Source organism: Allobaculum sp. Allo2, from assembly GCF_022701175.1.
Taxonomy (GTDB): Bacteria; Bacillota_I; Bacilli_A; order Erysipelotrichales; family Erysipelotrichaceae; genus Allobaculum; species Allobaculum fili.
Genome location: NZ_CP078088.1, coordinates 1,324,538 through 1,350,247 on the forward strand (window position 1 = coordinate 1,324,538; position 25,710 = coordinate 1,350,247).

Annotated in this window: 27 protein-coding genes and 3 pseudogenes; 16 read left to right on the plus strand and 14 right to left on the minus strand. The window is 50.5% G+C overall.

Annotated elements, in window-relative coordinates; genetic code table 11:
- Positions 1-12 precede the first annotated feature (12 nt).
- A pseudogene (locus tag KWG61_RS07460) lies at positions 13-1,404 on the minus strand (PTS mannitol transporter subunit IICB); the annotation flags it as partial.
- A 356-nt stretch (positions 1,405-1,760) separates the two neighbouring features.
- Between KWG61_RS07460 and tnpB (KWG61_RS07465) the strand changes: the two are divergent.
- From tnpB (KWG61_RS07465) to KWG61_RS07475, 3 genes and pseudogenes are all read left to right on the plus strand, one after another.
- Positions 1,761-2,147, plus strand: a complete 387-nt coding sequence (gene tnpB / locus KWG61_RS07465; RefSeq protein WP_230268547.1) for an IS66 family insertion sequence element accessory protein TnpB — start codon at positions 1,761-1,763, stop codon at positions 2,145-2,147.
- A gap of 92 nt (positions 2,148-2,239) precedes the next feature.
- Complete coding sequence (locus KWG61_RS07470; protein WP_242743428.1) at positions 2,240-2,683, plus strand: hypothetical protein; 444 nt, start codon at positions 2,240-2,242, stop codon at positions 2,681-2,683.
- Between the two features lie 260 nt (positions 2,684-2,943).
- Positions 2,944-4,079: pseudogene (locus tag KWG61_RS07475) on the plus strand (transposase).
- Positions 4,080-4,326: 247 nt separating this feature from the next.
- Here the strand turns inward: KWG61_RS07475 and KWG61_RS07480 are convergent.
- The 7 genes from KWG61_RS07480 to KWG61_RS07510 all read right to left on the minus strand — a co-directional run bounded on the left by KWG61_RS07480 (position 4,327) and on the right by KWG61_RS07510 (position 11,043).
- Positions 4,327-4,584, minus strand: coding sequence for a hypothetical protein (locus tag KWG61_RS07480; protein WP_242745429.1), 258 nt, complete (start codon positions 4,582-4,584; stop codon positions 4,327-4,329).
- Positions 4,581-6,059: an NAD(+) synthase gene (locus tag KWG61_RS07485; protein ID WP_242745431.1), complete on the minus strand. Its 1,479-nt coding sequence runs from the start codon at positions 6,057-6,059 to the stop codon at positions 4,581-4,583. The genes KWG61_RS07480 and KWG61_RS07485 overlap by 4 nt, the downstream gene beginning before the upstream one ends.
- A 478-nt stretch (positions 6,060-6,537) precedes the next feature.
- Positions 6,538-7,590 (minus strand): glycosyltransferase, encoded by a 1,053-nt coding sequence (locus KWG61_RS07490; protein ID WP_230268271.1) that lies wholly within the window; start codon positions 7,588-7,590, stop codon positions 6,538-6,540.
- An 8-nt stretch (positions 7,591-7,598) separates the two neighbouring features.
- Entirely contained in the window at positions 7,599-8,591 is a 993-nt protein-coding gene (locus KWG61_RS07495) for an ABC transporter ATP-binding protein (protein ID WP_367614350.1), read from the minus strand.
- Complete coding sequence (locus tag KWG61_RS07500) at positions 8,521-8,760, minus strand: hypothetical protein (protein WP_242745435.1); 240 nt, start codon at positions 8,758-8,760, stop codon at positions 8,521-8,523. The genes KWG61_RS07495 and KWG61_RS07500 overlap by 71 nt, the downstream gene beginning before the upstream one ends.
- Before the next feature lie 301 nt (positions 8,761-9,061).
- Positions 9,062-10,714 carry a glycosyltransferase family 2 protein gene (locus tag KWG61_RS07505; RefSeq protein ID WP_242745437.1) on the minus strand — a complete coding sequence of 551 codons (1,653 nt, stop codon included), beginning with the start codon at positions 10,712-10,714 and terminating at the stop codon, positions 9,062-9,064.
- Positions 10,711-11,043: a hypothetical protein gene (locus KWG61_RS07510; protein ID WP_242745439.1), complete on the minus strand. Its 333-nt coding sequence runs from the start codon at positions 11,041-11,043 to the stop codon at positions 10,711-10,713. The genes KWG61_RS07505 and KWG61_RS07510 overlap by 4 nt, the downstream gene beginning before the upstream one ends.
- A 42-nt stretch (positions 11,044-11,085) precedes the next feature.
- Between KWG61_RS07510 and KWG61_RS07515 the strand changes: the two genes are divergently transcribed.
- Complete coding sequence (locus tag KWG61_RS07515; protein ID WP_242745441.1) at positions 11,086-11,280, plus strand: hypothetical protein; 195 nt, start codon at positions 11,086-11,088, stop codon at positions 11,278-11,280.
- Between the two features lie 16 nt (positions 11,281-11,296).
- Here the strand turns inward: KWG61_RS07515 and KWG61_RS07520 are convergent, their stop codons facing one another.
- From KWG61_RS07520 to KWG61_RS07530, 3 genes and pseudogenes are all read right to left on the minus strand, one after another.
- The gene (locus tag KWG61_RS07520) at positions 11,297-11,650 is read right to left on the minus strand and encodes a hypothetical protein (RefSeq protein WP_242745443.1); all 354 of its coding nucleotides are present in this window, start codon (positions 11,648-11,650) and stop codon (positions 11,297-11,299) included.
- A 425-nt stretch (positions 11,651-12,075) separates the two neighbouring features.
- On the minus strand, positions 12,076-12,855 hold the full coding sequence (locus KWG61_RS07525; protein ID WP_230268274.1) for an ABC transporter permease: 780 nt from the start codon (positions 12,853-12,855) through the stop codon (positions 12,076-12,078).
- A 205-nt stretch (positions 12,856-13,060) separates the two neighbouring features.
- Positions 13,061-14,595, minus strand: a pseudogene (locus KWG61_RS07530) (4Fe-4S dicluster domain-containing protein).
- Positions 14,596-15,110: 515 nt separating this feature from the next.
- Between KWG61_RS07530 and KWG61_RS07545 the strand changes: the two are divergent.
- From KWG61_RS07545 to tnpB (KWG61_RS07590), 10 genes are all read left to right on the plus strand, one after another.
- Positions 15,111-15,686: an RluA family pseudouridine synthase gene (locus KWG61_RS07545; RefSeq protein ID WP_242745447.1), complete on the plus strand. Its 576-nt coding sequence runs from the start codon at positions 15,111-15,113 to the stop codon at positions 15,684-15,686.
- 61 nt (positions 15,687-15,747) lie between these two features.
- Positions 15,748-16,002, plus strand: a complete 255-nt coding sequence (locus KWG61_RS07550; RefSeq protein WP_242745448.1) for a hypothetical protein — start codon at positions 15,748-15,750, stop codon at positions 16,000-16,002.
- Positions 16,003-16,186: 184 nt separating this feature from the next.
- Positions 16,187-16,762, plus strand: coding sequence for a hypothetical protein (locus tag KWG61_RS07555; protein ID WP_242745449.1), 576 nt, complete (start codon positions 16,187-16,189; stop codon positions 16,760-16,762).
- Between the two features lie 151 nt (positions 16,763-16,913).
- The gene (locus KWG61_RS07560) at positions 16,914-17,603 is read left to right on the plus strand and encodes a patatin-like phospholipase family protein (RefSeq protein WP_242745450.1); all 690 of its coding nucleotides are present in this window, start codon (positions 16,914-16,916) and stop codon (positions 17,601-17,603) included.
- A gap of 52 nt (positions 17,604-17,655) precedes the next feature.
- Positions 17,656-17,847, plus strand: a complete 192-nt coding sequence (locus KWG61_RS07565) for a hypothetical protein (protein ID WP_242745451.1) — start codon at positions 17,656-17,658, stop codon at positions 17,845-17,847.
- Positions 17,844-18,233: a hypothetical protein gene (locus tag KWG61_RS07570; RefSeq protein WP_242745452.1), complete on the plus strand. Its 390-nt coding sequence runs from the start codon at positions 17,844-17,846 to the stop codon at positions 18,231-18,233. Before KWG61_RS07565 ends, KWG61_RS07570 begins: the two co-directional genes overlap by 4 nt.
- Positions 18,193-18,423, plus strand: coding sequence for a patatin-like phospholipase family protein (locus KWG61_RS07575; protein ID WP_242745453.1), 231 nt, complete (start codon positions 18,193-18,195; stop codon positions 18,421-18,423). The genes KWG61_RS07570 and KWG61_RS07575 overlap by 41 nt, the downstream gene beginning before the upstream one ends.
- Entirely contained in the window at positions 18,420-18,704 is a 285-nt protein-coding gene (locus KWG61_RS07580; protein ID WP_242745454.1) for a hypothetical protein, read from the plus strand. The genes KWG61_RS07575 and KWG61_RS07580 overlap by 4 nt, the downstream gene beginning before the upstream one ends.
- Positions 18,704-19,756 (plus strand): hypothetical protein, encoded by a 1,053-nt coding sequence (locus KWG61_RS07585; protein WP_242745455.1) that lies wholly within the window; start codon positions 18,704-18,706, stop codon positions 19,754-19,756. Before KWG61_RS07580 ends, KWG61_RS07585 begins: the two co-directional genes overlap by 1 nt.
- 220 nt (positions 19,757-19,976) lie before the next feature.
- Entirely contained in the window at positions 19,977-20,363 is a 387-nt protein-coding gene (gene tnpB, locus KWG61_RS07590; protein ID WP_230268547.1) for an IS66 family insertion sequence element accessory protein TnpB, read from the plus strand.
- 172 nt (positions 20,364-20,535) lie between these two features.
- Here the strand turns inward: tnpB (KWG61_RS07590) and KWG61_RS07595 are convergent, their stop codons facing one another.
- Together KWG61_RS07595 and KWG61_RS07600 are read right to left on the minus strand one after the other, a co-directional pair.
- The gene (locus KWG61_RS07595; protein WP_242744289.1) at positions 20,536-21,384 is read right to left on the minus strand and encodes a transposase; all 849 of its coding nucleotides are present in this window, start codon (positions 21,382-21,384) and stop codon (positions 20,536-20,538) included.
- Positions 21,381-21,593 carry a hypothetical protein gene (locus tag KWG61_RS07600; RefSeq protein WP_242744878.1) on the minus strand — a complete coding sequence of 71 codons (213 nt, stop codon included), beginning with the start codon at positions 21,591-21,593 and terminating at the stop codon, positions 21,381-21,383. Before KWG61_RS07600 ends, KWG61_RS07595 begins: the two co-directional genes overlap by 4 nt.
- Positions 21,594-22,093: 500 nt before the next feature.
- On the opposite strand from KWG61_RS07600, the gene KWG61_RS07605 reads away from it, so the two are divergent.
- A complete protein-coding gene (locus tag KWG61_RS07605; protein ID WP_242743383.1) occupies positions 22,094-22,552 on the plus strand; it encodes a hypothetical protein in 459 nt (152 codons plus the stop codon).
- 38 nt (positions 22,553-22,590) lie between these two features.
- Positions 22,591-23,949, plus strand: a complete 1,359-nt coding sequence (locus KWG61_RS07610; protein ID WP_242745456.1) for a transposase — start codon at positions 22,591-22,593, stop codon at positions 23,947-23,949.
- Positions 23,950-24,111: 162 nt separating this feature from the next.
- Here the strand turns inward: KWG61_RS07610 and hcp are convergent, their stop codons facing one another.
- A complete protein-coding gene (gene hcp / locus KWG61_RS07615) occupies positions 24,112-25,701 on the minus strand; it encodes a hydroxylamine reductase (RefSeq protein WP_242745458.1) in 1,590 nt (529 codons plus the stop codon).
- Positions 25,702-25,710 lie beyond the last annotated feature (9 nt).

Consider the following 25,710-nt stretch of genomic DNA (forward strand, 5'->3'; position numbering starts at 1 on the left):
TTGAGCTGGGCTGGAAGTGTTCGAGAGCAGATCGGAAACGATGGCATCGTATTCAGCACCGCCCATGAAATTGTTTACCGGATAGATTTTTGCGTTTGGACATTTGGTGCGGACGCGATCGACCAGGCTGGCCTGGGTAACGATGGCTTCCATATCGTAGGGAAGATCGTTAATGGCGTAATGCGGAACCGTACAGTCTGCGCCGGCGGCTTTCAGCTTTTTCGTCAGTGCTGCAGCGCCCATGGCGGAAGAACCCATGCCGGCATCGCAGGCGAAGGCAAGTTTCGGCAGTTTCACGTCGGCCTGAATCAGGACTGGAGCAGCCGCTGGAACGGCCTGGCCTTTGGATGCGGATTTGGAAGAAGCGACTTTTTGTTTTGCGGCTTCCATGTCTTCGTCTTTGCCGAATACTTTGAGCAGAACGCAGTTCAGACCGAAGGAAACGGCGAAGGCAATCGCGATGGAAAGAATGACGCCGAGATAGCTGTCACGGGCGGTCATGCCGAGGATGGCAATGATGGATCCAGGAGAAGCTGCGGAAACCAGACCGGAATTAAAGATCGAGTTGGTGATGACGCCGGCCATGCCGCCGCCGATCAGACCGACGATGGTGATCGGATTCATCAGAACGTACGGGAAATAAATTTCGTGAATACCGCCGAAGAATTCGATAATCATGGCACCTGGAGCGGATTCTTTCGCATTGCCCTTGCCAAAGAACCAGTAGGCGAGCAGAAGGCCTAAGCCGGGACCTGGATTGGATTCAATCAGGAAGAAGATGGATTTGCCGGTTTCGGCAACCTGATTCATCCCCATCGGGGTGAATACGCCGTGGTTAATCGCATTGTTAAGGAAGAGAACTTTTGCCGGTTCAACGATCAGGCTCGTCAGCCAGAGCATGCCGTGATGAACGAGGAAGGCAACGCCGGTTTCAAGAGCGGAAGTAAGAACTTCGCAAAGCGGACCGATGGCGAGGCAGCCAAGGATCGCGAGGATGGCACCGAGGATGCCGGCGGAGAAGTTTGTGAATAACATTTCGAAGCCCTGCGGTGTGCGCGGGGTGATGAACTCATCCACTTTCTTCATGCACCAGCCGCCGAGCGGGCCGACCGCCATGGCGCCGATGAACATCGGGGTTTCTACGCCGGCGGCTACGCCGATGGCTGCGCAGGCGCCGATGATGCCGCCGCGTTCGCCGTAAATCATTTCGCCGCCGGAGTAGGCGATGAGTACGGGCAGCAGGAAGCGCTGCATAGGGGAAACAATTTGATTCAGTGTCTCATTCGGATACCAGCCTGTAGGGATGAAGAGTGCCGTGATAATACCCCAGGCAATGAAGATGGAAATGTTCGGCATGACCATTCCGGAAAGGAATCGGCCGAACGTCTGAAGCTTCTGTTTCATATCGTTTTGTTCCTTTCTTTGTTGATTCCATCCTACGTGGTTTATTTTTGGCCTACAACGGTTTCAAATTGACATTTGGCATTGCGAAAAGTGCCAGAATTTTTAAAAATCGGCACCGCGTTCCATGCCATGACACCGGGCTTGTACGACTGGTCATAAAAAGTACATACGTCCATCTTCTTTCTTTCACGAAAAAGCAATTTCAGAAATTCTTTGCGGAAAACGGTTTTAAAGCAGATGCGTACAAGCTTTTCTGAGCCAGAACATTTTGTTGAAAAACGTAAGCGTCAAATAAAAGACGGGTATTTTCTCGACCGCCTCCTTGGGATAATTCCTTTATTCAAGGAGGCTTTTTCATGGAATCAATCATCCCTGCAATCGATCTCGGTATCGATTTCTCCAAAGTTAAAAACATCTATCTGGCTCAGATGCCTGCTGACCTTCGCAAAGGAATTGACGGTTACGTCTCCCTGGTTCAAGGACCTCTCGCTCTGGATCCGCTGGATGGATCCCTCTTTCTCTTCGTTAATCGACAGAAGAACAAGATCAAAGGTATCCTTCGTGACGGAAATGGATTCTGGCTTGTTTATAAGCGACTCTCCAGATCTTCCCTTCAGTGGCCTGTCAGCACTGACCAGTCCGACTTCATGCGAATTGACTGTTCGCAGCTGGCTTCTCTGCTTTCCGGTCTGTCGATTGTTCCCCAGCCGGCATTTCTGCCACGAACTTATAAGTATGTTTAAACCAATTTAAAAGGATGATTTTTTTGAAGGAATATCAAGATAAATCATCCAATTTACTTTATCTATCTCTCTAAATATGTTAAAATTAATACATGAATGTGCCGAACCCTTACCAGACAATCCGCAACGAGCTCCTCGAAGATCTTCATCATCAGATCAGCACCATGACGGAAGAAGAGAAAGACAAATTTATTGAGGATATGTACCTGGATCTCTATTTCGCTAAAGAAATCAATAAAGCCGTGAAAAGCGGCCGCTTTGGTCCTTCTACGGAAAAGATGGTTCCCTTGAAACTGGATTACTCTGAAAACGAGGACGGCGGCCCAGATATCAATATTCTGAATAAACAGCTGGCTCAGCTTGATCTGAAAGCCGATGTTTGTTTTAACCGGGCTGCGAAATATCAGGAAGAGGGAGACCGCTATCGTAAAGAAGCTGAAGATTTAAAGCTCAGTTCTGTTGAAGGAAGCAAGAAAAACCTTCCACCAAGTGCAGAAAGCAGGAAGCGGTCAAAGAAACCACTACCTTCAGTGTAGAAGGGGAAAAGCGCATTTGCCCAGTTTGCGGCTGTGAGATGAAAACTGTTGGAATGAAACGTCACTATAGGATTCATCGGATTCCCGCTCGCTATAGGCTGGAAGAAGTGCTGCGTGAGACAGTCGCGTGCCCAAACAAGTGTACGGATGAAAACGGGAAAGCCATCATCCGCACCGCCGAACCTGACGAGCCTGCACTGATCGACAAGAGTGTCGCAACTTCCTCTATGGTCGCGGGAATTGCCTACGATAAGTTCGTAATGGGAACTCCGGCCTATCGTCAGGAAAAGCACCTGAGTCTCACGGGACTGCCGATCAGCCGTCAGACCATGGGCAACATCCTGGAAAAAACTTACGATCTTTATCTGAAGCCCTCGTAAAACAAATGATTGAGGATCTCCCAAACTGTAACGTCGTCCATATGGATGAGACGGTTTTAAAGTGCACGGAGGTTAAAGATCGAAAACAGTCTTCTATGGTTGTCGCCGTCAGCGGAATCTATGAAGAGAACCAGATGGCTGTCTATAAGTTTTTCCCTTACAAGAAACAGGAGTTCGTAATCGCCCTCCTTGGCGGTTCTTTTCGTCATGCCCTTATGACAGACGGGCTTTATGCATATGCCAACTACTATGGCCCCTGCAGAAAGCTCAACTGTATGGCCCATGCGAGAAGAAAGATCTTCGAAGCCATCAAAGTCCGGTCAGACTTCGCGCAGTATCAGGCAGACGTCCTGAAGTGGGAAAAGACCACACTGGAGAACGACGAAGAGGCCGCAGAAGCGGCAGCCCAGCTGGACGAAACAGAGAGACCCGAACCAAGTCCGGGTCTCCAGATTCTGCTCACAGCCGTGTCTCTGTTCGGGAAGCTCTACCACATCGAATCCCACGTTGCTTCTTACTCGCACGAGGCGAGAACCGAAGTTCGGCAGGAACTTTCAAAGCCCTGCTTTGAAAGACTCACAAGAGTCATGATGGAGATTCAGAGTGGATTCGAGGAAAGAAGCACCGCCTACAGAGCAGCCAAGTACTTCATGGATCGAGCGAACTCGTTGGGAAGGTACCTGGAAGACGGTGATTATCCGATCGACAATAATGTGGCAGAAAGAGCCGTAAAGCCATTCGTGATCAATCGCAAAAACTTCCAGACTACGAAGAGTATCAAAGGTGCGGAAGTCGTCGCAGCGTTTATGACTTTGTTTCGATCGGCTGAAATGAACGACTTAAATCCAGAGCGCTACATGGAGTACGTTCTGGATGAACTCAAATGGTTCAAAGACGATGAAATCGCGGTAGATGTATTGAAGTCACTTCTGCCGTATTCAAAGGATTTACCTGAATATCTCCGAATTGGATACCGTGGACCGGATCCGAAGTATGAAGGAAACGATGAAGAATAAAAAATACGCCAAGCGGGATCTCGAAAGGGATCCCGTTTAGCGTATCTAATATTCAGTCTCGCGTATACCCGTCGATTGTTTGACACTTACGAAAAAACATCCGCTTCTGGCTGGTTTTATACAAAAAGCCTGTCCGATTCCTACAGGAAAGGGACAGGCAATGGATACACAATATCTTTCAAAAACAGGGGCGGTGCAGTCCGGAGATCCTTTGCTCTATGCAAAACAGGATCCGGATCGGGTGATGCTAGAGCTCGATCGAATCGAGATCGGCCATCCACATGGAGCGGGAAGCGTCGGAAGGCATGCGCCAGTCGCCGCGCGGGGAGAAGTTGACGGAACCAACCTTGACGCCGTCTGGCATGACGTTGCGCTTGAACTGCTGGCTGAAAAAGCGCTGATAAAACAGACGCAGCGTCTTGAGAATTTCTTTTGGATCCGTATTTGGGAAAGCATGGCAGGCCAGATCGAAAATCTTGGAAGGCGATTCGTGGAATCGCATCATATGATACAGGAAGAAGTCGTGCAGATCGTAGCTGCCGAGTACCTGTTCGGTTTTCTGGGCGATCGACCCGTCTTTATCGGGCGGAAGAAGTTCCGGGAAACCGGGGTGTCGCAAATGCTGGTAAGGACATCGTATAAAGCCGTATTGCCCTGATTTTTCGCTTCGAGCGCTTCGGTTTCGACCAGATAGCGAACGAGCGTTTTCGGCACGGATACGTTGACTGCGTACATGGACATGTGATCGCCGTTGTATGTGCACCAGCCAAGAGCCAGTTCGCTCAAATCGCCGGTACCAATGACGAGTGCGTTTTCCTTGTTGGCCAGATCCATGAGAATCTGTGTACGTTCTCTGGCCTGGCTGTTTTCGTATGTAATGTCGAAGGTATTCGGATCCTGATCGATGTCGCGGAAATGAATGTTGACCGCATCAGCGATCGGAATGACTTTTGTGGTGACGTGAAGCAGTTCCATCAGCTTCATGGCGTTGGATTTCGTATGGTCGGTCGTACCAAATCCCGGCAGCGTCACGGCGATAATGCCGCTCTTATCGAGATGGAGCAGATCGAAGGCGCGCACGCAGACGAGCAGAGCGAGCGTGGAGTCCAGACCGCCGGAAATGCCGAGAACGACTTTGGAGCAGCGGATCTTTTTCAGACGGGTCGCCAGACCGGTCGCCTGGATCGTAAGAATTTTCTGGCAGCGCGCAATGCGGCGATGCAGATCGGAAGGAACGAACGGATAGGCGTTGACGGTTCGCTTGAGTTCGATCGAATGTACAGGTTTGGACGCGAACGGTACTTTCGTTACGCCGTCTTCGAGCGATTCAAAGGACGTCTTGTATTTCATGCGCTCGTTTTTGAGAATTTCCAGATCGATCTGCGCGGTGATGATTTCCTGCGGATGCAGGATCGAGCTCTGCGCGAGAATATGACCGTTTTCGGCGATGAGTTTCTGTCCGCCAAATACGAGATCGCTGGAACTTTCATCCGGACCGGCACTGGCATAAATATAAGCCGCATAATTGCGCGCGGACTGTTCGAGTACAAGAGACGTCCGGTATTCTTCCTTGGCGATGACTTCGTTGGAAGCGGAAAGGTTGCACAGCACGTTGGCACCGGCTGCTGCCAGGCGGGAACTTACAGGAATGGAAACCCAGAGGTCTTCACAGATTTCCGGACCGATCACGGCGCCCGTCGTAAAGTCTTCAAACACGATGCGCTCGCGAACCGGAACGGCGCGCTTCATAAAATGAACGGTCGCGTTTTCCGGTAAATAGAGCGCGGAGGTAAACCAGCGCGGCTCGTAATATTCGTTGTAATTGGGCAGATAGTTTTTCGCGTAAAAGCCTAAAACCTGATGATTGGAAATAAAGGCGGCGGCGTTGTACAGATGGTTTTCCACCTGCAAAGGAAGTCCGACCAGAAGGGAAAGGTGATCCGGCAGCTTTTCGCAAAGCCATTCCAGGGCTTCCAGCACTTTTTCTGCAGGAGGGATTCATAAAGAGATCCTGACACGTATAGCCCGTTAACGAGAGTTCCGGGCTGACCGCCAGACGTACGGTCTCGGGCAGCTTTTCACAAAGAGAAAGAATATTCATGGCGTTGACCATCGGATCGCCGATCGATACCGACGGCGTCAGCGCGGCCACTTCATAATAGGTATAAGGTTTCATGATTCAGCTCGCTTTCCAGAACAGGCGAAGGAAACGATTCGACAGAAAAATGCCCGAAGTTTTCCTTCGCTTTTTCATTCTGAGTCCTATTTTACCCGCATTTTACGGGCGCCTTCGAACTTTGGTCTGGAATTGGATCAGCGCCGCAAAGAAAAACCGAAATCCTGCCGCGACGCGAAGATTTCGGTTCGGTGTTTCTATTGTTCTTTATGGTAAATGCACGTACGCCTGTCCTGCTTTTTGCGGTATTGAGGCAGAGAATGACGCATCACCAGACGCGTTTTATCGTTTTCTGTTTTTGTCGCGATAGCCGGCAAGGACATAAATCCAGCCGCAGATCTGCTCTTTTCGCGTCATGCAGGAACGTTTGGGATCTTTCATGAGCTTTCGATAGAGTGAGAAGGACCTGCGATCCATCGCTTCCATATACGTTTCCAGAAACGCCAGCTCTTCGGCCATATCTTTTGTGAAAAGGTCACTTTGCGTAATCTGCAGTGAGCAGAGGACGTGAATTCGATCGAGATAGGGTGCCGTGCGGTAATAATACGTTCTCGCGTGCTTCAGTTTGGTCAGCAGCGAATCGGAATACGCTTGCGGAAGGCTGGTCGTATTGGAATCGTGAATCCGATAGTCAAACAGCCGCTTGTCCAGATAATAGAGCGAATGGGTTGTTGCGCCCAGCAGAGCGAGCTGCCAGTCGTGGGGAAGCAGAAAGTTCTGATCGGCGACGTAGCGCTTGGCCATGTCTCTGGTAATCATCATCGCGCAGCCCTGAAAGCCGTTGTGGATGAAGATATCCGAAAGTTCGATTGGCGTCATGCCGTTCAAAGTGATGTCGGATTTTTCGAGCAGGTTCTGGTTAGACCAGCCTGGAAGGGGATCTGCTTCGAAAAGTTCGCCGTTCTGGTTCATGAACGAAAAGGAAGAGGCGATGACTTGGGCTTCGGGAAACTCCCGATGCGCCTGCAGCATCGTTTCGATTTTATCCGGATGCCAGCGATCGTCCTGATCGCACAGGAAAATGAAATCGCCGCTTGCCGCTTCGAGCAGGCGGGCAAAATTTCGGATGTAGCCAAGATTTTCATCGCTGTCGAGAACACGTACGTTCAAATTGGGATGCGCTTCGATCCAGGCGTTAATAACGGCGTTGCTGTGATCGGTAGAACCGTCATCGCGAATGAGCAGTTCGTCAAAGGGACGGGTCTGGCTGGCGATGGAATCGAGCTGTTCTGCTAAATACGGTTCGCCGTTATAGACAGCAACGACAACACTGACGCGCTCCAAAACCGGGTCCGGAACGGAGAGCGGGGAAGACGATTCAGAAGAAAGAGGCATAGAGATCCTTATCCTTTATCATCGTCTTCAAAGTTGACGGGATTTTCATCGAAGCGCACACGGATGCTCTTGTGGTCGATCTGGCGCTTGGTTTTGCCGTCGCGCAAAATGACTTCAATGCGATGGGCACCGTCGGTGAGCTTTTCTTTTGGAATGATGACTTCAAAGCCGACGGTGTCTTCATGGATGAAGCCGGCATAGTCTTCTTCGTACGCTTTGAACACGTCGCTTCGACGGGATCGGCACGTATTGGGAAGTACTTCGTCATCGAAGAGCACTTCAAGCTGTTCATCCAGGGAGTTGGAAACGCCCCAGCCTTTGACGTGAAGGTTTTCCGAGTTGGGCAGCGACTGGAAGGGCGCGGGGGTATCGATGAAGACGGCGCCGCGTACATGGGCGTTGGCGTCTTCGGCGGCTTTCTGCGCTTCTTCCTTGTTGTCGATGGCGGACTGTTCCAGGTATTTGGAAATGACGTACGTCGGGTCGCCGTCCAGGCGCAGATGGCCTTTGTAAATCCATACCGCGCGGGAGCAGAGAATTTTGACCATGCCCAGCGAGTGGCTGACGATGACGATCGTCTTGTCGGAGTCGCGCAGTTCTTCGAGCTTGTCGAAGCACTTGTTCTGGAAGTGCTGGTCGCCGACGGCCAGAATTTCGTCGATGAGCAGAATTTCGGCGTCAACATTGATGGCAACGGAGAAAGCCAGACGCATATACATACCGGAAGAGTACGTGCGGACCGGTTCGTCGATAAAGTGACCGAGTTCGGAAAATTCGATGATGTCATCGATACGCTTGTCGATTTCATCCTTGTTCAGACCGAACACAGCCGCGTTGAAGTAAATGTTTTCGCGGCCGGTGAAGTCCGGATGGAAGCCGGCGCCAAGCTCGAGCAGACTGGTCAGCTTGCCCTGGGTTTCTACCGTACCTTTATTCGGGTAGAGAATGCGGGTCATCAGTTTGAGAAGAGTCGACTTGCCGGACCCGTTGGTTCCGATCAGAGCGACGGTTTCTCCTTTTTATGTCGAGGGAAATATCATCGAGGACGACGTTTTCCGTCATCGCGCCTTTGCGGCGGGTGAGTCTTTCCTTGAGGGTTTTCTGTTTGTCTTTGTAGATCTTGAAGGTCTTGGTCATATGCCGGATTTCAATAGCATTGGACTGATCCATGAATCCACCTCGCGTTTCTAATGCGAAATCCTTACGGATTTCCTTACTTTGTTTCAGTTTCTTTTCGTTCAGATTCTTTTAATTTATGAAAAAGGAAGGCACCTCGGGTTCAGAGGCTGTTTCCTGTTCTTTCGTTTTTCAAATTGGTTTTGATCGTTCTGGCTCTGCCATCAGGCGGCAGGGCAATGGCCATACGCATTCGGAAAGAAACAAGGATGAGAAGGCAGTGACTGACTTCTCATCCCTGGCATTCTCGTTTCGGAACGGTTCTTTTCCGGATCGATGGGCCGGTTATTTCTTTTCAGACGAAGCTTTCGTTTCGTCTTCGTTTTTGGTTCTGGCCGTTCTGGACGGAGGGTTCCGCATGTGTAGTAGTCTTCGCCCAGGAAGTCCGGGTTGATGTAGGGGTTGACTTCATCGTCCTTGCGCAGCTGGTAGGTAATGCTGGTGAGGTCGAGATTGGGGTTGTAGTACGGATCTTCGCTGCGCAGTTCATCCGGCCACAGATGATACATGCGGCGCACTTCGTTTTCAAAGCGGGCTTTTTCTTCTCATCATCTTCGTAGCCGCGGGTCTGCGATTCGTAGTGGAACATGATCGCAAATGGGTTCTGGATGATCTGGTGGCCGGCTTTGCGGATTCTCAGGCAGAGATCAATGTCGTTGTAGGCGACGGCGAGATCTTCGTTAAAGCCGCCGATTTCTTCAAAGACGTGGCGGGGAACCATCAGACAGGCAGCCGTTGCGGCGGAGACGTTGGTCATCGTACGCAGGCGGTAGTTTTCGCCGCCTTCGACCTGACCGATCATCGCGTGACCGGCAACCCCGGAATGGCCGATGATGACGCCGTTGTGCTGGATCGTGCCGTCTTCATAGTACAGCTTGGCACCGACCGCACCCACACCGGGCAGAACGGCCTGGCCGAGGAGTTCCTGAAGCAGATCGCCGTTTATGGCTTCGGTATCGTTGTTCAGAAACAGCAGGTATTCGCCTTTGGCGTGCTTTACGCCAAAGTTGTTGATGGCGGAGTAGTTGAACGGATGCTGCCATTCAATGATCTGTACTTTATCCGGATACGTGCGCTTGATATCTTCGTAGCCTTCAAACGTCTTCTGTTCCGTCGAGTTGTTTTCGACCACGATGACTTCAAAGTTTTTGTACGTCGAGCGGCGGATAAGGTTGTCCAGGCAGACGTTGAGGTCGTTGATGTGATCCTTGTTGGGGATGATGACCGAAACGAGCGGATTGCCCGGTGTCGGGTATTTGAGATGGTACTGGCCATGGACGTCGGTATCGAGCACTTCGACATCCATACCGTTGCGTGTCGCCCAGTCTTTGAGGGCACGTTCGCCGGCCGTGTAGGCCCAGAGCTTGCTTTCGGAATCGAGCGCGGTCGATCCGGCATGCATGCGCCAGTGATACAGGATGCGCGGCAGATGGCCGATCTTTTCGGGCTTGCAGATGTCCATCAGACGAAGCACGAGATCGAAGTCCTGCGCGCCGTCGTATTCGCTTTTGAGCGTTCCGCCGGCCGCGTCATAGACGCTCTTTTTCATCGTCAGGAAGTGACAGATGTAGTTGGTGGAACGCAGCAGAGCCGGGGAGAAATCCGGCTTGAAGTTTGGACCGACATAGCGGCCGGTCGCGTCTTCAAATTTGTCTTCGTCGGTATAGACGAAGTCGTAGTCGTGTTCGTTAAACGCCTTAACGACTTCAAACAGGCAGTCCGGTTCGAGGAAGTCGTCGTGGTCGTACAGCGAAATGAGTTCGCCGTCCGCCAGATCGGCTGCGGCGTTCATGTTGCCGGAAATGCCGAGGTTTTTCTCCAGACGGCACCAGGAAATTTTTGGATCCGGATGCGCCTTGAGGTAGTCTTCGACATCGTTTGTCGAAGAGCCGTCGGCGATGCACAGCTGCCAGTTATCGTACGTCTGTTCGCGCACGGAATCGATCATTTTTCCAGAAGATCGAGCGGCGTGTTGTACGCGGCAACGATCAGGGAAACTTTCGGATTCCAGTCAAATTTCACCCTGCGCTGCGCTTCAAGCTGTTCCGGTGTAGCGCGGTGCGCGAGGAACCAGCGGTTGTACTCATCGTTAAACGGGGAGTCCTTATGGGTCGCCTTGAAGTGGAGACGGGAAAGGAACGGTTTCAGCCCGTGGATGCGCAGGTATTCCACGCCATGGGAAATGCGCTGGGCGTTGATGCCTTTCAGATTAAGCCAGCTCAGTTTTGGCTGAACGATCGGAACGATCCATTCCTGCTGCCCGTTCGACACTTTCATGGAAAACGGCTTATCGAAGCGGGCCGGGTTGTTTACATAAATATGGAAGCCGCTGACGCGTTCGGTCAGAGTGAAGAAGCTGCGGGAAACATCAAAGCGGGCGGAGAAGCGAACTTTAGCGTCCTTAACTTCGTTTCCGTGCGCGTCGAGCAGGGTGATTTCGAACGGCTCGGACGAATTGGTGCCGATCAGCCAGCCCTGAATGATCAGAAGGTCTTTTTCTTCTGGTACAGATAGACGTCGATCATCGACATCAGGCCAGTCGTATTGGTCGCTTTTTCGAGCGCCTGGCCTTCGAATACTTTTTTCCGCGGCCGTTGTAGGTCAGTTCAACTTTTTCAACGTTCACGTTTGGCAGATCCGCACGCAGGGTAAAGCCGGCGTGGGTAATTTCCGGTGCCTGTTTGGCGAGGCGGGCACCCTGATTGCGGCGGTCGCGGCGTACGCGCGTGTGTACAGGCTGGCCGTTGACTTTCAGCTCAAAGTCGCCGCCTTCCGGAGTTTCGGTATCGACCGCGATGCCGGACATCACAATCGAAACGGACTGATCCGGATGCGGGGTTACGAGAAACTGGTTGATCATTAAAGAATAAAATTCATTGCTCATAAAATGTCCTTTTAAACCGGTCAGTCCCAGGGCACAGGTCTTTGTCGGTGCGGCGTTCGGGCTGCCGTCTGATTACTTTACTTCATGTTTAACATCAAAATAACATTGATGAATCCATCGCGTCGAAATGAACTCTTGTACACTGTCAAATTTTCGCTTTGCGCAAACCAAAGCAGTTCAACTTCGATCGCATATTTCTTTTCTGTCGGGATGCTCTTTTTATATAAAGGAAAAAGCAGATCTCCATACAGCCAAAATCCGGATAGAACATCCGGATCAGGTCTTCTTGATTCTGCAGAGAAATGCGTTTTCGATTGCTTGTTTCCTTCGTGTTTAACACGTAACCAACAAATTAAATGTGCAGAATCCCTCAATTGGTGCCGCTTTATCAGCGGGTAAGAAAAGATAGAAAGCCTTTGGAAGCCTTAGAGCTCTTCCGCAAAGCCTCTTTGCAGCTTGTCAAATACCCAGGTACCAAACATGGTCAGAACAATGCCGAGCAGCAGCACGATGCCGAGACAGATAAAGTTTGGCGCCGTTCCGTCCATCATGACGGCGCGGCTGGCGTCTACGATCATCGTCAGGGGGTTCAGACGGATCATATAGGCGAGAATATGCTTGGAAGGGAACACGCTGAGCGAATAAACGATCGGCGTTCCATAGAACAGCAGGTTTAAGACGAACTGAATAATGTTGTTAACGTCCTGGACGTACACATTCACGGCAGCCAGAATCAGACCGATGCCGTAAATGAGAAGGGCTTCAATCACTCCGATTGCCGGAATCCAGAGAACGTTCCACGTCAGAGGAATCTGGTAGATCACAACGAAGATCAGCATGATCGGAATGGAAATGAAGAAGTTGACCAGTCCGGAAAGAACCTGCGAAAGCACGAGGATCTTTCTCGGAAAGTAAACCTTCTTGACGACGCCCTCATTGGCCTTGATGCAGCCGGTCGCGCCGACCACGCCGCTCTGGAAAAAGTTCCAGGGGAAAATACCGGTAATCAGATACACCAGAAAGTTCGGCATGCCGCCGCGCATCAGGTAAGGGAATACCAGGTAGTAAACCAGCACCTGAAGCAGAGGGGTCAGAAATGTCCACAGGACGCCAAGAAATGAACCTTTATAGCGGCCGCGAATATCCTTGCGAACGTTCGTCTTGAGCAGTTCGCGATATTCGTAGAACTCGCGGATGGATTTCATGTCAAGCCTCCTTGAAGCCGGTACCTGTGTGAAACAGAAGAAACCGTGCCCTCCAATTATAAAAGAAATCGGAAGACAGAGTGAAAAATCCGTTTTCGAACGGGTTTACGGCTGTCCTCTATTGAAACAGATCTCCCCGAAAAACAAAAGCGCCGGAGCGTTTTGCTCCGGCGTAAATAGCGTTAAGGGAAGACGAAGCTGGAAATTATTCTTCCGGTGGGTCGTACATATGGGAGATTTCGTGCACGCGATCCGAATGCATGGATTCGTCCGCAAACTGCATCTTGTCTTCCTTGGCGTACTTCTTGACCTGCGCCGAGGTCTTGGCGATCGGGGCAAGCGTTCCGGCACCGGCTACGCATCCGCCCGGGCAGGCCATGCCTTCGAGCAGGTAGCCGTTGAGACGGCCGGCCTTGGCCATCATCAGCATCGTACGGCAGTTTTTCAGACCTTCGGCAGCCTGGACTTTTACCGTGGTACCCGGATTGTTTTTCTCGATAAGGGATTTAACGGCTTTCGCTACGCCGCCGGAAACCGCGAATTCACGGCCCGCTGCGGTACCTTTGTCAAAGGTGCCTTCTTCGGCAACAACCTGCGGCAGATCGATGCCCTTGGCGACGAACATGCCCATGACTTCTTCAAAGGTCAGAACGAAGTCGACGTCCGAACGAATGGAACGGCGGCTCGCTTCGAGCTTCTTCGCCGCGCAGGGACCGATGAAGGCCACTTTTGCGTTCGGGTGTTCCTTTTAATGAGACGGGCGGTCAGAACCATGGGCGTAAGCGCCATGGAAATATAGTCTTTGAACTGAGGGAATTCCTTTTTCGCCATTACGGACCAGGCCGGGCAGCAGCTGGTCGCCATGAACGGCTGCTTTTCCGGAACTTTGTTCAGGAAGTCTTCGGCTTCTTCAATCGTGCACAGGTCGGCACCGATGGCGACTTCAACAACATCCGAGAATCCGGCTTCCTTCAGCGCCGCAACGACTTTTTCCGGAGTGACGGTCGGACCGAACTGGCCGACAAAGGCAGGAGCTACAGCGGCGATAACTTCTTCGCCTTCCTTCATGGCCTTGATGGTCTGGAAAATCTGACCTTTGTCGACGATGGCGCCAAACGGGCAGGAAACGAGGCACTGACCGCAGGATACGCACTTGTCGTAGTCGATTTTGGCTTTTCCGTCTTCGTCGGAATGGATGGCGTTCATGCCGCAGCTTACCGCGCACGGACGTTCAATTTTACGATCGCATGATACGGGCAGGCTTCCATGCACTTGCCGCATTTGATGCAGAGGTCCTGATCAATTTCGAATGACCGTCCACCATGTGTACGGCTTTTTCGGGCAGACTTCTACGCACTGGTGGGAAAGGCATCCCTGGCAGGCGCTGGTGACCATGACTTTCTTTTCCGGGCAGCCATGGCAGGCAAAGGAGATAATGTTAACGAGAGGCTGGTCATAGTACTTTGTCGCTACAGCGCTCTCTTCGACGCCGTCACTGATCGCGCCGGCGGTGGTAATGTCGCGTACGGGCAGGCCCATGCCTAAGCGCAGACGTTCACCGATGATTGCACGTTCGAGAAAAACGGAATCACGGTATTTGGCCTGTTTGCCCTGAATGATTTCATAGGGAATGGCTTCCATTCTTTCTTTGTAATCGACGTCATCGCTGTAAGCCATATCGGCAATGGCCGCAAAGACTTTACGACGAATATCGGTAACCGAGTTGTAAACACCTCTCATGTAAGTTGCTCCTTCCTTCCTCTGTATGGAATCAAAATGTGATTTCTGATGAATTTACTTAAACAGCTTTCTTAGAATAACAAGTTGTTACAAAATTCACAAACAGAAATCATGAACTGTCGAAAATTATCTGGAAATGTAAGGGGTATCGAAAAATATCGCCTTAAAATTCAGGCACAGGAAGTGACGGTTTCCCATGCGGCTTTCGCAGTGTGTTCCTTATTATTTTTATTCCGGTCATCCTTTTTTCAATGTATTGATTCAAAATGATATCGCACTGCACAAAAAGGAAATAAGCAAGCCGGAGCCGCTTCCTTTCATCCTCAGAAAATAGGATTTTTGAAAACAGAAAACGGGATGGAAAAAAGCCGGCTGGATACTCCGTCGGCATAAAGAAGAAAAATGAAGAAGAAAAGGAGAAAAGCGCTCCGTCCAGACGGTGGAAACACGCTTTTCTTTGGAAATATTCAAAATCCGCGAAAGCGGGAATTTTGATTGGAGAAGGAGAAATTTCTATGAAAGAGCTGATCATTCAGAAAAATGACGCGTCGCAGCGCCTGGACAAGTTTCTGCTCAAGGCGTTTCCAAATCTGCACAAGGGCGCGCTCTATAAAGCGGTGCGCAATAAGAAAATCAAGGTGAACCGCAAGCGGGCGCAGTTTGATCAGATCCTGCAGGAAGGCGATCACATTCTGCTCTTTCTGGCGCCGGATCTTCTCGAAACCAAACCGCAGACGATGGAAAAGCGGCCCGATCTGGATGTCGTCTACGAAGACGAAAACCTGATTGCGGCAAACAAGCCGGCCGGTCTGCTTTCGGTTAAAGATTCGGCCGAAAGCCAGGATACGCTCAACGACCGTCTGCTCTGGCATCTGTATAAAAACGGGGAATACGATCCCGCAGCGGAACAGTCGTTTCGACCGGCTCTGGCGCACCGTCTGGATCGGAATACGTCCGGTCTGGTGCTGGCGGCCAAAAACGCCGAAAGCGCGCGAACGCTGGCCGAGGCGATCCGGGAGCGCGCGCTCAAAAAAGCTACCTGGCCGTTACCCGCAAAAAGCCCGTTCAGGGACATATTGAAGTCTGGCTGAAAAAGAAGGAACAAAGGCCCTGATCAGCGAGAGCCCGAAAGACGGCTATGACAGCGCCATTATGGATGTGCACACGATTGAGGAAGATCCAGTACGGCATCTGTGCCTTTCGCAGATCGATCTGCATACCGGGCGCTTTCATCAGATCCGCGCCACGCTCGCCCATTTCCATACCCCGCTGGCCCGGGATGTGAAGTACGGCGATAAAAAGGAAAAGGCGATTACCGGCTGCAGGCGTGGAAAATTTCGCTGGAAAACACGCCTTTTGAAAAGCCGGCTGTCATCGAAATTCCCAAAAGCGAAAGACTGTCCTTAAAAACGCTTTCTGCGGATTTTTAGAAGGGAATTCGAGCGGGAAGTCTGAAGCGAAAGCCGAAAGCAGACCGCCAAACTGGCGATTTTATAAAGATTAAATACAGAACAGAAAGCGTGCAGATCCAGCGTACGGAGCGAAACTAGAGCCGGTTTGGAAAGTCACAAGTTTCTGTTACCGTCCAGATATGACACGACTGCTCATTTCTGCGCTCGTCTGCACGGGCTGCTTTCTGTTTTTATTTGGCGCCACTATGGTCGATCCGCTGCTGGACTTATCTTCTGGGTGCTGTATTATCCGTACGTTCTGCTCGAACTGGCCTGGTCAGAGGAACTGCTCTTTTTGCGTTCTCGGTCTTTTTGGCGGCATGGCGTGGATGGAAGATTTGTATACGCGCTATTTCAGCGCGTACTGGCTGTTACCGTTTGGACTTCTTCTTTTCTGGAGTGTCGGACTCACGCACCCGGGATTGCGGGGCTTTTCGCTTTTGGATGGTCTGGGCTTTGTGTATGGCATTGGCGGTCTGGTTTTATGGAGACAGAAGAAACTGGGGCTTGCGGATGTGCTTTTGCTTTTCGGCCTGGCGTTTGGGCTTGGCTTTGAACGCATGCAGGTGTGCATGGCCATCAGTCTTCTTACAGGCTTCGTTTTACTTGGCTTCTCAAATGAGGATATTCCTTTTGGAAGCGCGCTGATGATCGGATTTGTGATCGCCTTTGCGCACGGTATGACTCTGTATGAGAAACTTGCGGGCTGCTTATGATTTTTCTGTTCGCGGATCGTGCACCGGAGGCTCCTGAGAAAACGAACAGAATTCCAGTTTTGAAAGGTTTGCTTTCCTGCCGGTTTTGGTACACTCAATGCATATTTCTGAACAGGAATGCATTTTTATTTTGTCAAAGGAGGGGATCCGAATGAACAGCTGGTTTGAAAACCTGAACGCCGTCCCAAATGGGCTTGCCTTAGGCGGCGGAGGGGCGAGAGGCTGCTACGAAATCGGTCTCTGGAAAGCTCTGAATGAAGCCGGGCTTCGCTTTGATGCGGTGAGCGGCACGTCGATCGGCGCGCTGGTCGGCGCCATGTATGTGCAGGGTGCCCTGCCACAGATGATCGAATTTGTACAGACGATGCATCCGCAGGCGATTGCCAAGGATATGGTTTACTTTCCCGAAAATCTTGGCAAATGGATTCAGGATCGAAAGAAAATTGAAGACTTTCTCTCCCGCTACATCTTTTCGAGAACGGGGATGAACATCTCGCCGCTCAAGGAATCGCTGGATGCGATGTTTGACTATAAAGCGTTCAGGGCATCGCCGACCAACTTTGCGTGCATGACGTTTAATCTGAGCACGAAAAGGCCGGAAGCCTATTTCAAAAACGAGATGAACGAAGAAAACGCGCAGAACATCATTCTGGCTTCCGCATCGTGTTACCCGGCATTTCCGGTCATGAAGATGAACGATCAGGAGTACATTGACGGCGGCTATTGGGACAACGTGCCGGTAGATCTGGCCGTGAAGATGGGCGCGAAAAAGGTACTTGGCGTCGATGTCGAAGGGCCAGGCCTCGTGCTTCCGGTTTCTCCATCGGTCGATCTCTTTTGATGAAGCCGATTTTGCCGCTGGAAAACTTTCTCGATTTCTCCGCGCTGCGTGCATGAAAAATCTGGCTGCGGGCGAGCTGGAAATGGGAAAACTGCTCGGCCTGTATGCCGGTCATCTCTTTACCTTTGATCGAAGCAGTCAGGAAGCCATCGATTTTTACGAAGGCTATCTGGGCTTTCTCTTTCGATTCATCGTATTTCCATGGAGGCCAGAGAAATTGCAGGACTCAGCCGCTGGGCCGTGAAGTATTCGCCAAGCGACTTGTCGAAGGCTCTGCTCGAACAGGAAAGCTTTGTGGAACTGCTCGAAATTCTGGCGTATCTGGCCGGTCTCGATCCGTATCGCGTGTATTCATTTGCGGATTTTCTTTCTTTGCTTTTTACGCGTCTGGGCGAGATTGAAGCCCATCCGATTCGCACGACAATCCAGAATGAAGACGACATTCATTCGAAAATGCGGCTGATCGTACTGATGAAAGAGCGGATTGCGCGCACTGGCGTCGATTCGATGCTGAAAACGACCCCGTACAATCGAATTCTGCCCGGCCAGGTCGCGCTTGCCCTGGTCTGGTTTTTCATGGAGGCAGCTTATGAACAGAGAACGACATCAGAACCTGCGTCCGGCCGATAAGAAGCCGAATGAAAAATATGGACTCGTCCTTGGAGGCGGCGGTTCGAAAGGGTGCTATCACGTCGGCGTCTGGCAGGCGTTTAACGAAGCCGGCATCACCTTTGACGCGCTGAGCGGGACGTCGATCGGCGCGCTGGTCGGCATTTTTATCCGGGAAACCGCATCGAGACGGTTACAGACTTTGTCATGAACATGCAGCCCCAGGAAATTGCGGCAGATCTGCCGGTTCTGCCGGTGACACTGAAGGAAAAAGTGCTCGGAAGCCGGACAGTTCTGAATTTCATTATCAAGTACTTCGATTCCAAAATGGACATCACACCGCTGCGCGAACATTTTCGGATGATGTTCGATTACGAAACGTTCAAAGAATCGCCCGTACGCTACGGATGCATGGCGTATAACGATACGAAAAAGGAAGCCCGCGCCTTTTTAAAGGCGAAATTACTGCGGAAAACGCGGAAGAAGTCGTAATGGCTTCCTCGGCGTGCTATCCCGCGTTTCCGAAAGTGACGATCAACGGAGAAGAGTATATGGATGGCATGTACGCGGATAACGTGCCGATCGATCTGCTCAATGCCCTCGATCCCAGCCTGGACTGGACGGTCGTCGTCGACCTGCACGATCCGGGCGAACCGCTGCCGCCTTCCTTAACGGAAGACATGTTTTATCTCGAACCGCTGATTAATCCGGGAAACGCGCTGGATTTTTCTACCGGTCATGCGATGCGCATGTACAACCAGGGCTATCTCGAAACGCGCAAGCAGCTCGGGTCGCTCTGCGGCTATGTGTATACGTTTGAAAACCGGGATCTGCCCCTGATTGAGATCGTGGAAAACTATCTCATTCGCCAGACGACGCAGATGCATATCGTTTTCCCGAAAATCCCGGATCTGGATTTCCACATTTTGAAAAGCGCGCTCGGCTATACGCCTGGCCGCTCGTCTGCTGCAGCGGATCCTGGCTATGAATTTGGCCGGCTGGTCGAGGCGCTCGCACTGCTGGCCAAAATCGATCCCGTCGCGCTGTACGACTACGGCGACTATCTTGATCAGATCGTCACGCAGCTGGATGCGATCAAGTCGTCCTACGACGGCGATGAATTTCGGATCGTTGAATTTTTCTCGAAAATGAAACGGGAAGAAATCATGGTTGTGCTCCATCGCTATCTGAAAAAGAGCGGGCACTTTCCATCCAAAGTCGAAGCCATTAAAGAGCAGATTCCGCTGAGCTATACGCTGGCCTGGATCTGGTACTGCCTCGATGCACTCGTGGAATCGCTGCATCACGTACGCGCCATTCATGAAGGCAACGACGAACTCGAAGAAGAACTGTCCAGAACGCCGCAAACCCAGACAGAAGACGAATCCTCGAAAACAGAGAATTCCAAAGATCAGAAGACAAATACCGATCCAGCTTCTTTGGCGAGTCCGTCTTCTGAACCGGCCGTTTTGAACGCCCAGGATCCCGATGCCTATGTGCGGGTGATGTCCGGCGAAAAAGAAACCGAACCGGAAAACGTCTAGCAGCTTTTCCGATTTTGAAATGCGCATTTTCCCCATTCCCATACAAAAACAGCCCGAAGAAAACCGGAAAAACCGGCTCTTTGGGCTGTTCGTTTACCAGGCAGAAAAAGAATTCAGGAAATCAGGCAGGGGATGAAATCGATCGTAAGCGTCAAATAAAAGACGGGTATTTTCTCGACCGCCTCCTTGGGATAATTCCTTTATTCAAGGAGGCTTTTTCATGGAATCAATCATCCCTGCAATCGATCTCGGTATCGATTTCTCCAAAGTTAAAAACATCTATCTGGCTCAGATGCCTGCTGACCTTCGCAAAGGAATTGACGGTTACGTCTCCCTGGTTCAAGGACCTCTCGCTCTGGATCCGCTGGATGGATCCCTCTTTCTCTTCGTTAATCGACAGAAGAACAAGATCAAAGGTATCCTTCGTGACGGAAATGGATTCTGGCTTGTTTATAAGCGACTCTCCAGATCTTCCCTTCAGTGGCCTGTCAGCACTGACCAGTCCGACTTCATGCGAATTGACTGTTCGCAGCTGGCTTCTCTGCTTTCCGGTCTGTCGATTGTTCCCCAGCCGGCATTTCTGCCACGAACTTATAAGTATGTTTAAACCCAATGTCATTAAGTTAAGGAGGGATAAAAATCGTATACCCTGTTCATGAGCGTTGTTATTTCTTATATTTTGCGTCTCAGGCATGACGAAAAGGATGATTTTCTACCTGTTGAAAAAATCATCCTGATGACTTTTCGGTTTTCAAATCTGTCACTTCTTCTTTCTGGTATCAGCTCTTCCTTCTCTGATCGGAGATATCCTGGCCAGAAGAAGATCTTCCAGTGTACTCAAGCTGATTCTGGCTTTTTGAACAGCCACTGTTGAATCGTTTTGATGATGAATCCGAAATCTGCCTTCTGCTTGTGCTTTTGGCCTGAGCGATGCGCTTCTGGTGCTGACGAGATCTTTCTACCTTGTTGCGCAAACGGGAACAAAGATTGTAGAGAGTCATTTTGGCATAGATCTCTGCCTGGACCAGATCAAGCTTCCTTGAATGAGTCCATTCAAGATCGGTGTTTCGTTTCAGTCCCCTGAAGCCGACTTCAACCTGCCAGCGCAGACGGTAGATCTGCTTGATGTCCTCGGTCCCAAACTCAGCTTCCGACAGATTGGTGCAGACGGTAATGAATGATTCATTCCCTTCGCAGGCAGCTTTGAACCTCACAACCCTGATATTTAAAGGGAGTTCAGTCGTTTGACCGTCAAATTCAGGCTGCTTCCTGTACGAAGAGATGTACTTATAGACATCCCAATGGTCTTTGACATGCCTGTTGTTTTTACTGGTCAGAATCACATTGAAAGGAATGTCATACTCTTCTGACTCGGGAGTCTTATAGTACTTGAGAATGCTTGTAGATGATGTCTCGTCTTTGATACGTATGACAAAAGGGACATGTTCCTTCTGCAGGCGATAGAAAGACATAAGAGCTTCGTATCCCCGATCAGCGATGAAGATGGCTTTCTGAAATGAAGAACGCTGAGCGAGTTCAAGAAGAGCTGAATCTTCATTCTTCTCAGAGCCGGGTTGAAGCAGCGCGTCAGTAAAGACGGAGTTGAGGGCGTCGAATTCGGCATTCAAATGAACAAAGTGCCTCTTCTTGCCTTTTTAGAAGCGCCATAGGTGATGTCATTGTCCTGTTCAGGAAGAACTTGAATCTCGCTTCCATCTACAGCGAGGAGGCGATAACCCTTGAAGGTTTTAACATCAGAGCTGGAAGTTGCCTTGTTAAACCGATTGAAGACGTTTTTATAAAGTGAAGAGTTGATTTTGGAACGGGCCTGAGACACAGCAGAGGCTGAAACAGATGATCCGCCCTTAAACAGGATCCAGGGAAAGGAAGCAGCGAGGATTCCTCTGTCAGCTGAAACGGAAGGAGGACAAGCTCATGCAGGTCAATCTGCCGCTTACGGGTGAAGGCGGACTGAGAAGTAAAATTGGCAGGGTTCGCCGTTTCTGAGCTGATGATATTGAGGAAGGTGTTTCTGAAGAAAGAACATTCTTTGGCGATAGCAGTCATAGGGAAAACTCCTTTAAGTTCTCCCCATCGGCTGCGAAGCAGCCGCGCGGCAGCAGAAATTTGTCAATAGATTTTTAGAAAAAGTGAAAAAACTCGAATCATTCGAGATTTGACTTGAAGAGTAGAAAAAGACCACATCACTGCTTAACGCTGATGTGGTCTGAGAAATCTTAACTTAATGACATTGTGTTTAAACCAATTTAAAAGGATGATTTTCTTGAAGGAATATCAAGATAAATCATCCCATTTACTTTATCTATCGCTCTAAATATGTTAAAATTAATACATGATGTGCCGAGCCCTTACCAGACAATCCGCAACGAGCTCCTCGAAGATCTTCATCATCAGATCAGCACCATGACGGAAGAAGAGAAAGACAAATTTATTGAGGATATGTACCTGGATCTCTATTTCGCTAAAGAAATCAATAAAGCCGTGAAAAGCGGCCGCTTTGGTCCTTCTACGGAAAAGATGGTTCCCTTGAAACTGGATTACTCTGAAAACGAGGACGGCGGCCCAGATATCAATATTCTGAATAAACAGCTGGCTCAGCTTGATCTGAAAGCCGATGATTGTTTTAACCGGGCTGCGAAATATCAGGAAGAGGGAGACCGCTATCGTAAAGAAGCTGAAGATTTAAAGCTCAGTTCTGTTGAAGGAAGCAAGAAAAACCTTCCACCAAGTGCAGAAAGCAGGAAGCGGTCAAAGAAACCACTACCTTCAGTGTAGAAGGGGAAAAGCGCATTTGCCCAGTTTGCGGCTGTGAGATGAAAACTGTTGGAATGAAACGTCACTATAGGATTCATCGGATTCCCGCTCGCTATAGGCTGGAAGAAGTGCTGCGTGAGACAGTCGCGTGCCCAAACAAGTGTACGGATGAAAACGGGAAAGCCATCATCCGCACCGCCGAACCTGACGAGCCTGCACTGATCGACAAGAGTGTCGCAACTTCCTCTATGGTCGCGGGAATTGCCTACGATAAGTTCGTAATGGGAACCCCGGCCTATCGTCAGGAAAAGCACCTGAGTCTCACGGGACTGCCGATCAGCCGTCAGACCATGGGCAACATCCTGGAAAAAACTTACGATCTTTATCTGAAGCCCCTCGTAAAACAAATGATTGAGGATCTCCCAAACTGTAACGTCGTCCATATGGATGAGACGGTTTTAAAGTGCACGGAGGTTAAAGATCGAAAACAGTCTTCTATGGTTGTCGCCGTCAGCGGAATCTATGAAGAGAACCAGATGGCTGTCTATAAGTTTTTCCCTTACAAGAAACAGGAGTTCGTAATCTCCCTCCTTGGCGGTTCTTTTCGTCATGCCCTTATGACAGACGGGCTTTATGCATATGCCAACTACTATGGCCCCTGCAGAAAGCTCAACTGTATGGCCCATGCGAGAAGAAAGATCTTCGAAGCCATCAAAGTCCGGTCAGACTTCGCGCAGTATCAGGCAGACGTCCTGAAGTGGGAAAAGACCACACTGGAGAACGACGAAGAGGCCGCAGAAGCGGCAGCCCAGCTGGACGAAACAGAGAGACCCGAACCAAGTCCGGGTCTCCAGATTCTGCTCACAGCCCTGTCTCTGTTCGGGAAGCTCTACCACATCGAATCCCACGTTGCTTCTTACTCGCACGAGGCGAGAACCGAAGTTCGGCAGGAACTTTCAAAGCCCTGCTTTGAAAGACTCACAAGAGTCATGATGGAGATTCAGAGTGGATTCGAGGAAAGAAGCACCGCCTACAGAGCAGCCAAGTACTTCATGGATCGAGCGAACTCGCTGGGAAGGTACCTGGAAGACGGTGATTATCCGATCGACAATAATGTGGCAGAAAGAGCCGTAAAGCCATTCGTGATCAATCGCAAAAACTTCCAGACTACGAAGAGTATCAAAGGTGCGGAAGTCGTCGCAGCGTTTATGACTTTGTTTCGATCGGCTGAAATGAACGACTTAAATCCAGAGCGCTACATGGAGTACGTTCTGGATGAACTCAAATGGTTCAAAGACGATGAAATCGCGGTAGATGTATTGAAGTCACTTCTGCCGTATTCAAAGGATTTACCTGAATATCTTCGAATTGGATACCGTGGACCGGATCCGAAGTATGAAGAAAACGATGAAGAATAAAAAATACGCCAAGCGGGATCTCGAAAGGGATCCCGTTTAGCGTATCTAATATTCAGTCTCGCGTATACCCGTCGATTGTTTGACACTTACAATCGATCTGTAAAGCGGATGGGAAGGATCCTTTAGCGGAAAGGAAGGAATTCGCCCAGTCGAACAGATTGCTTACGCTTCGTCGCCAAAGAACAGCTTCAGATCCTGGTCCACCGTACGGATTCCGGAAAGGCCGAAGTTTTCAATCAGGACTTTCGCCACGTTTGGGGACAGGAATGCCGGAAGCGTTGGACCGAGATGGATGTTCTTAATGCCCAGATAGAGCAGGGAAAGCAGAACAATGACGGCTTTCTGTTCGTACCAGGCGATGTTGTAGACGATTGGAAGGTCGTTGATATCGTCGAGTCCAAAGACGTCTTTCAGTTTCAGAGCAATCAGCGCGAGCGAATACGAGTCGTTGCACTGACCGGCATCCAGAACTCTTGGAATACCCTGAATAGCGCCGAGATTGAGCTTGTTGTATTTGTATTTGGCACAGCCTGCGGTCAGGATCACCGCGTCTTCTGGAAGCTTTTTCGCAAATTCGGTGTAATAGTCGCGGCTTCTCTGACGGCCGTCGCAGCCGGCCATAACGACAAACTTCCGGATGGCGCCGTTCTTTACGGCTTCGACGATCTGATCGGCGAGTGCGAACACCTGCTCATGCGCAAAGCCGCCGACGATTGTTCCGGTTTCGATTTCCTCTGGTGCCGGGCACGTTTTCGCCTGTTCAATCAGAGCGGAAAAGTCCTTGATTTCTCCATAGGCACTATCGATATGGCGGCAGCCTGGATATCCGGTCGTTCCGGTTGTCCAGAGACGGTCTTTATAGCTTTCGGCCGGCGGAACGATGCAGTTTGTCGTCATTAAAATCGGACCGTTGAATTTTTCAAACTCTTCGCGCTGCTTCCACCAGGCGTTTCCGTAGTTGCCCGCAAAATGGGGATACTTCTTGAACGACGGATAGTAGTGAGCGGGAAGCATTTCGGAATGGGTATAGACGTCTACGCCTGTACCCTGCGTCTGTTCCAGAAGCATTTCCAGATCGCGCAGATCGTGTCCGGAAACAAGAATTCCCGGGTTTTGGCGGACACCGATTTCCACTTCGGTCATTTCCGGATGGCCGTACGCGTCGGTATTGGCTTTGTCGAGAAGGGCCATGCCGTCTACGCCGTATTTTCCGGTTTCCAGAGCCAGGGCGACGAGGTCGTCGACGCTCAGCGAATCGTCGAGCGTTTTGCTTAAAGCGTTCTGGAGAAACGCGTCAACGGCTTCGTTATCGTGCAAAAGCGCGTTGGCGTGCTTGGAGTAGGCGGAAAGGCCCTTCAGTCCATACGTGATGAGCTCGCGTAAAGAACGGATATCTTCATCTTTGGTCGAAAGCACGCCGACTTCAGCGGCTTTCGATTCAAAGTCTTCTTTCGGTCCGTTCCAGAAGGCAGCTTCGGGCAGACCGTCCGTACTGCCAAGCTGTCCGAGCAGGTTTTCCTTCATTTCCAGCGTGTCTTCTACCATGAGACGGATGAAATCGCGATCAAAATTGGCGTTGGTAATCGTTGTAAACAGATTTCTGGAAATCTGATGATTGACCGCCTGCGAAACCGGCAGACCTTCAGCACGCATTTTCGTTGTAATGCTCGAAAGGCCTTTGGTTACGTAGACGAGCAGATCCTGCATGGCCGCGACTTCCGGCTTTTTCCGCAGACCCCTGCGATGGTGCATCCCGTATTG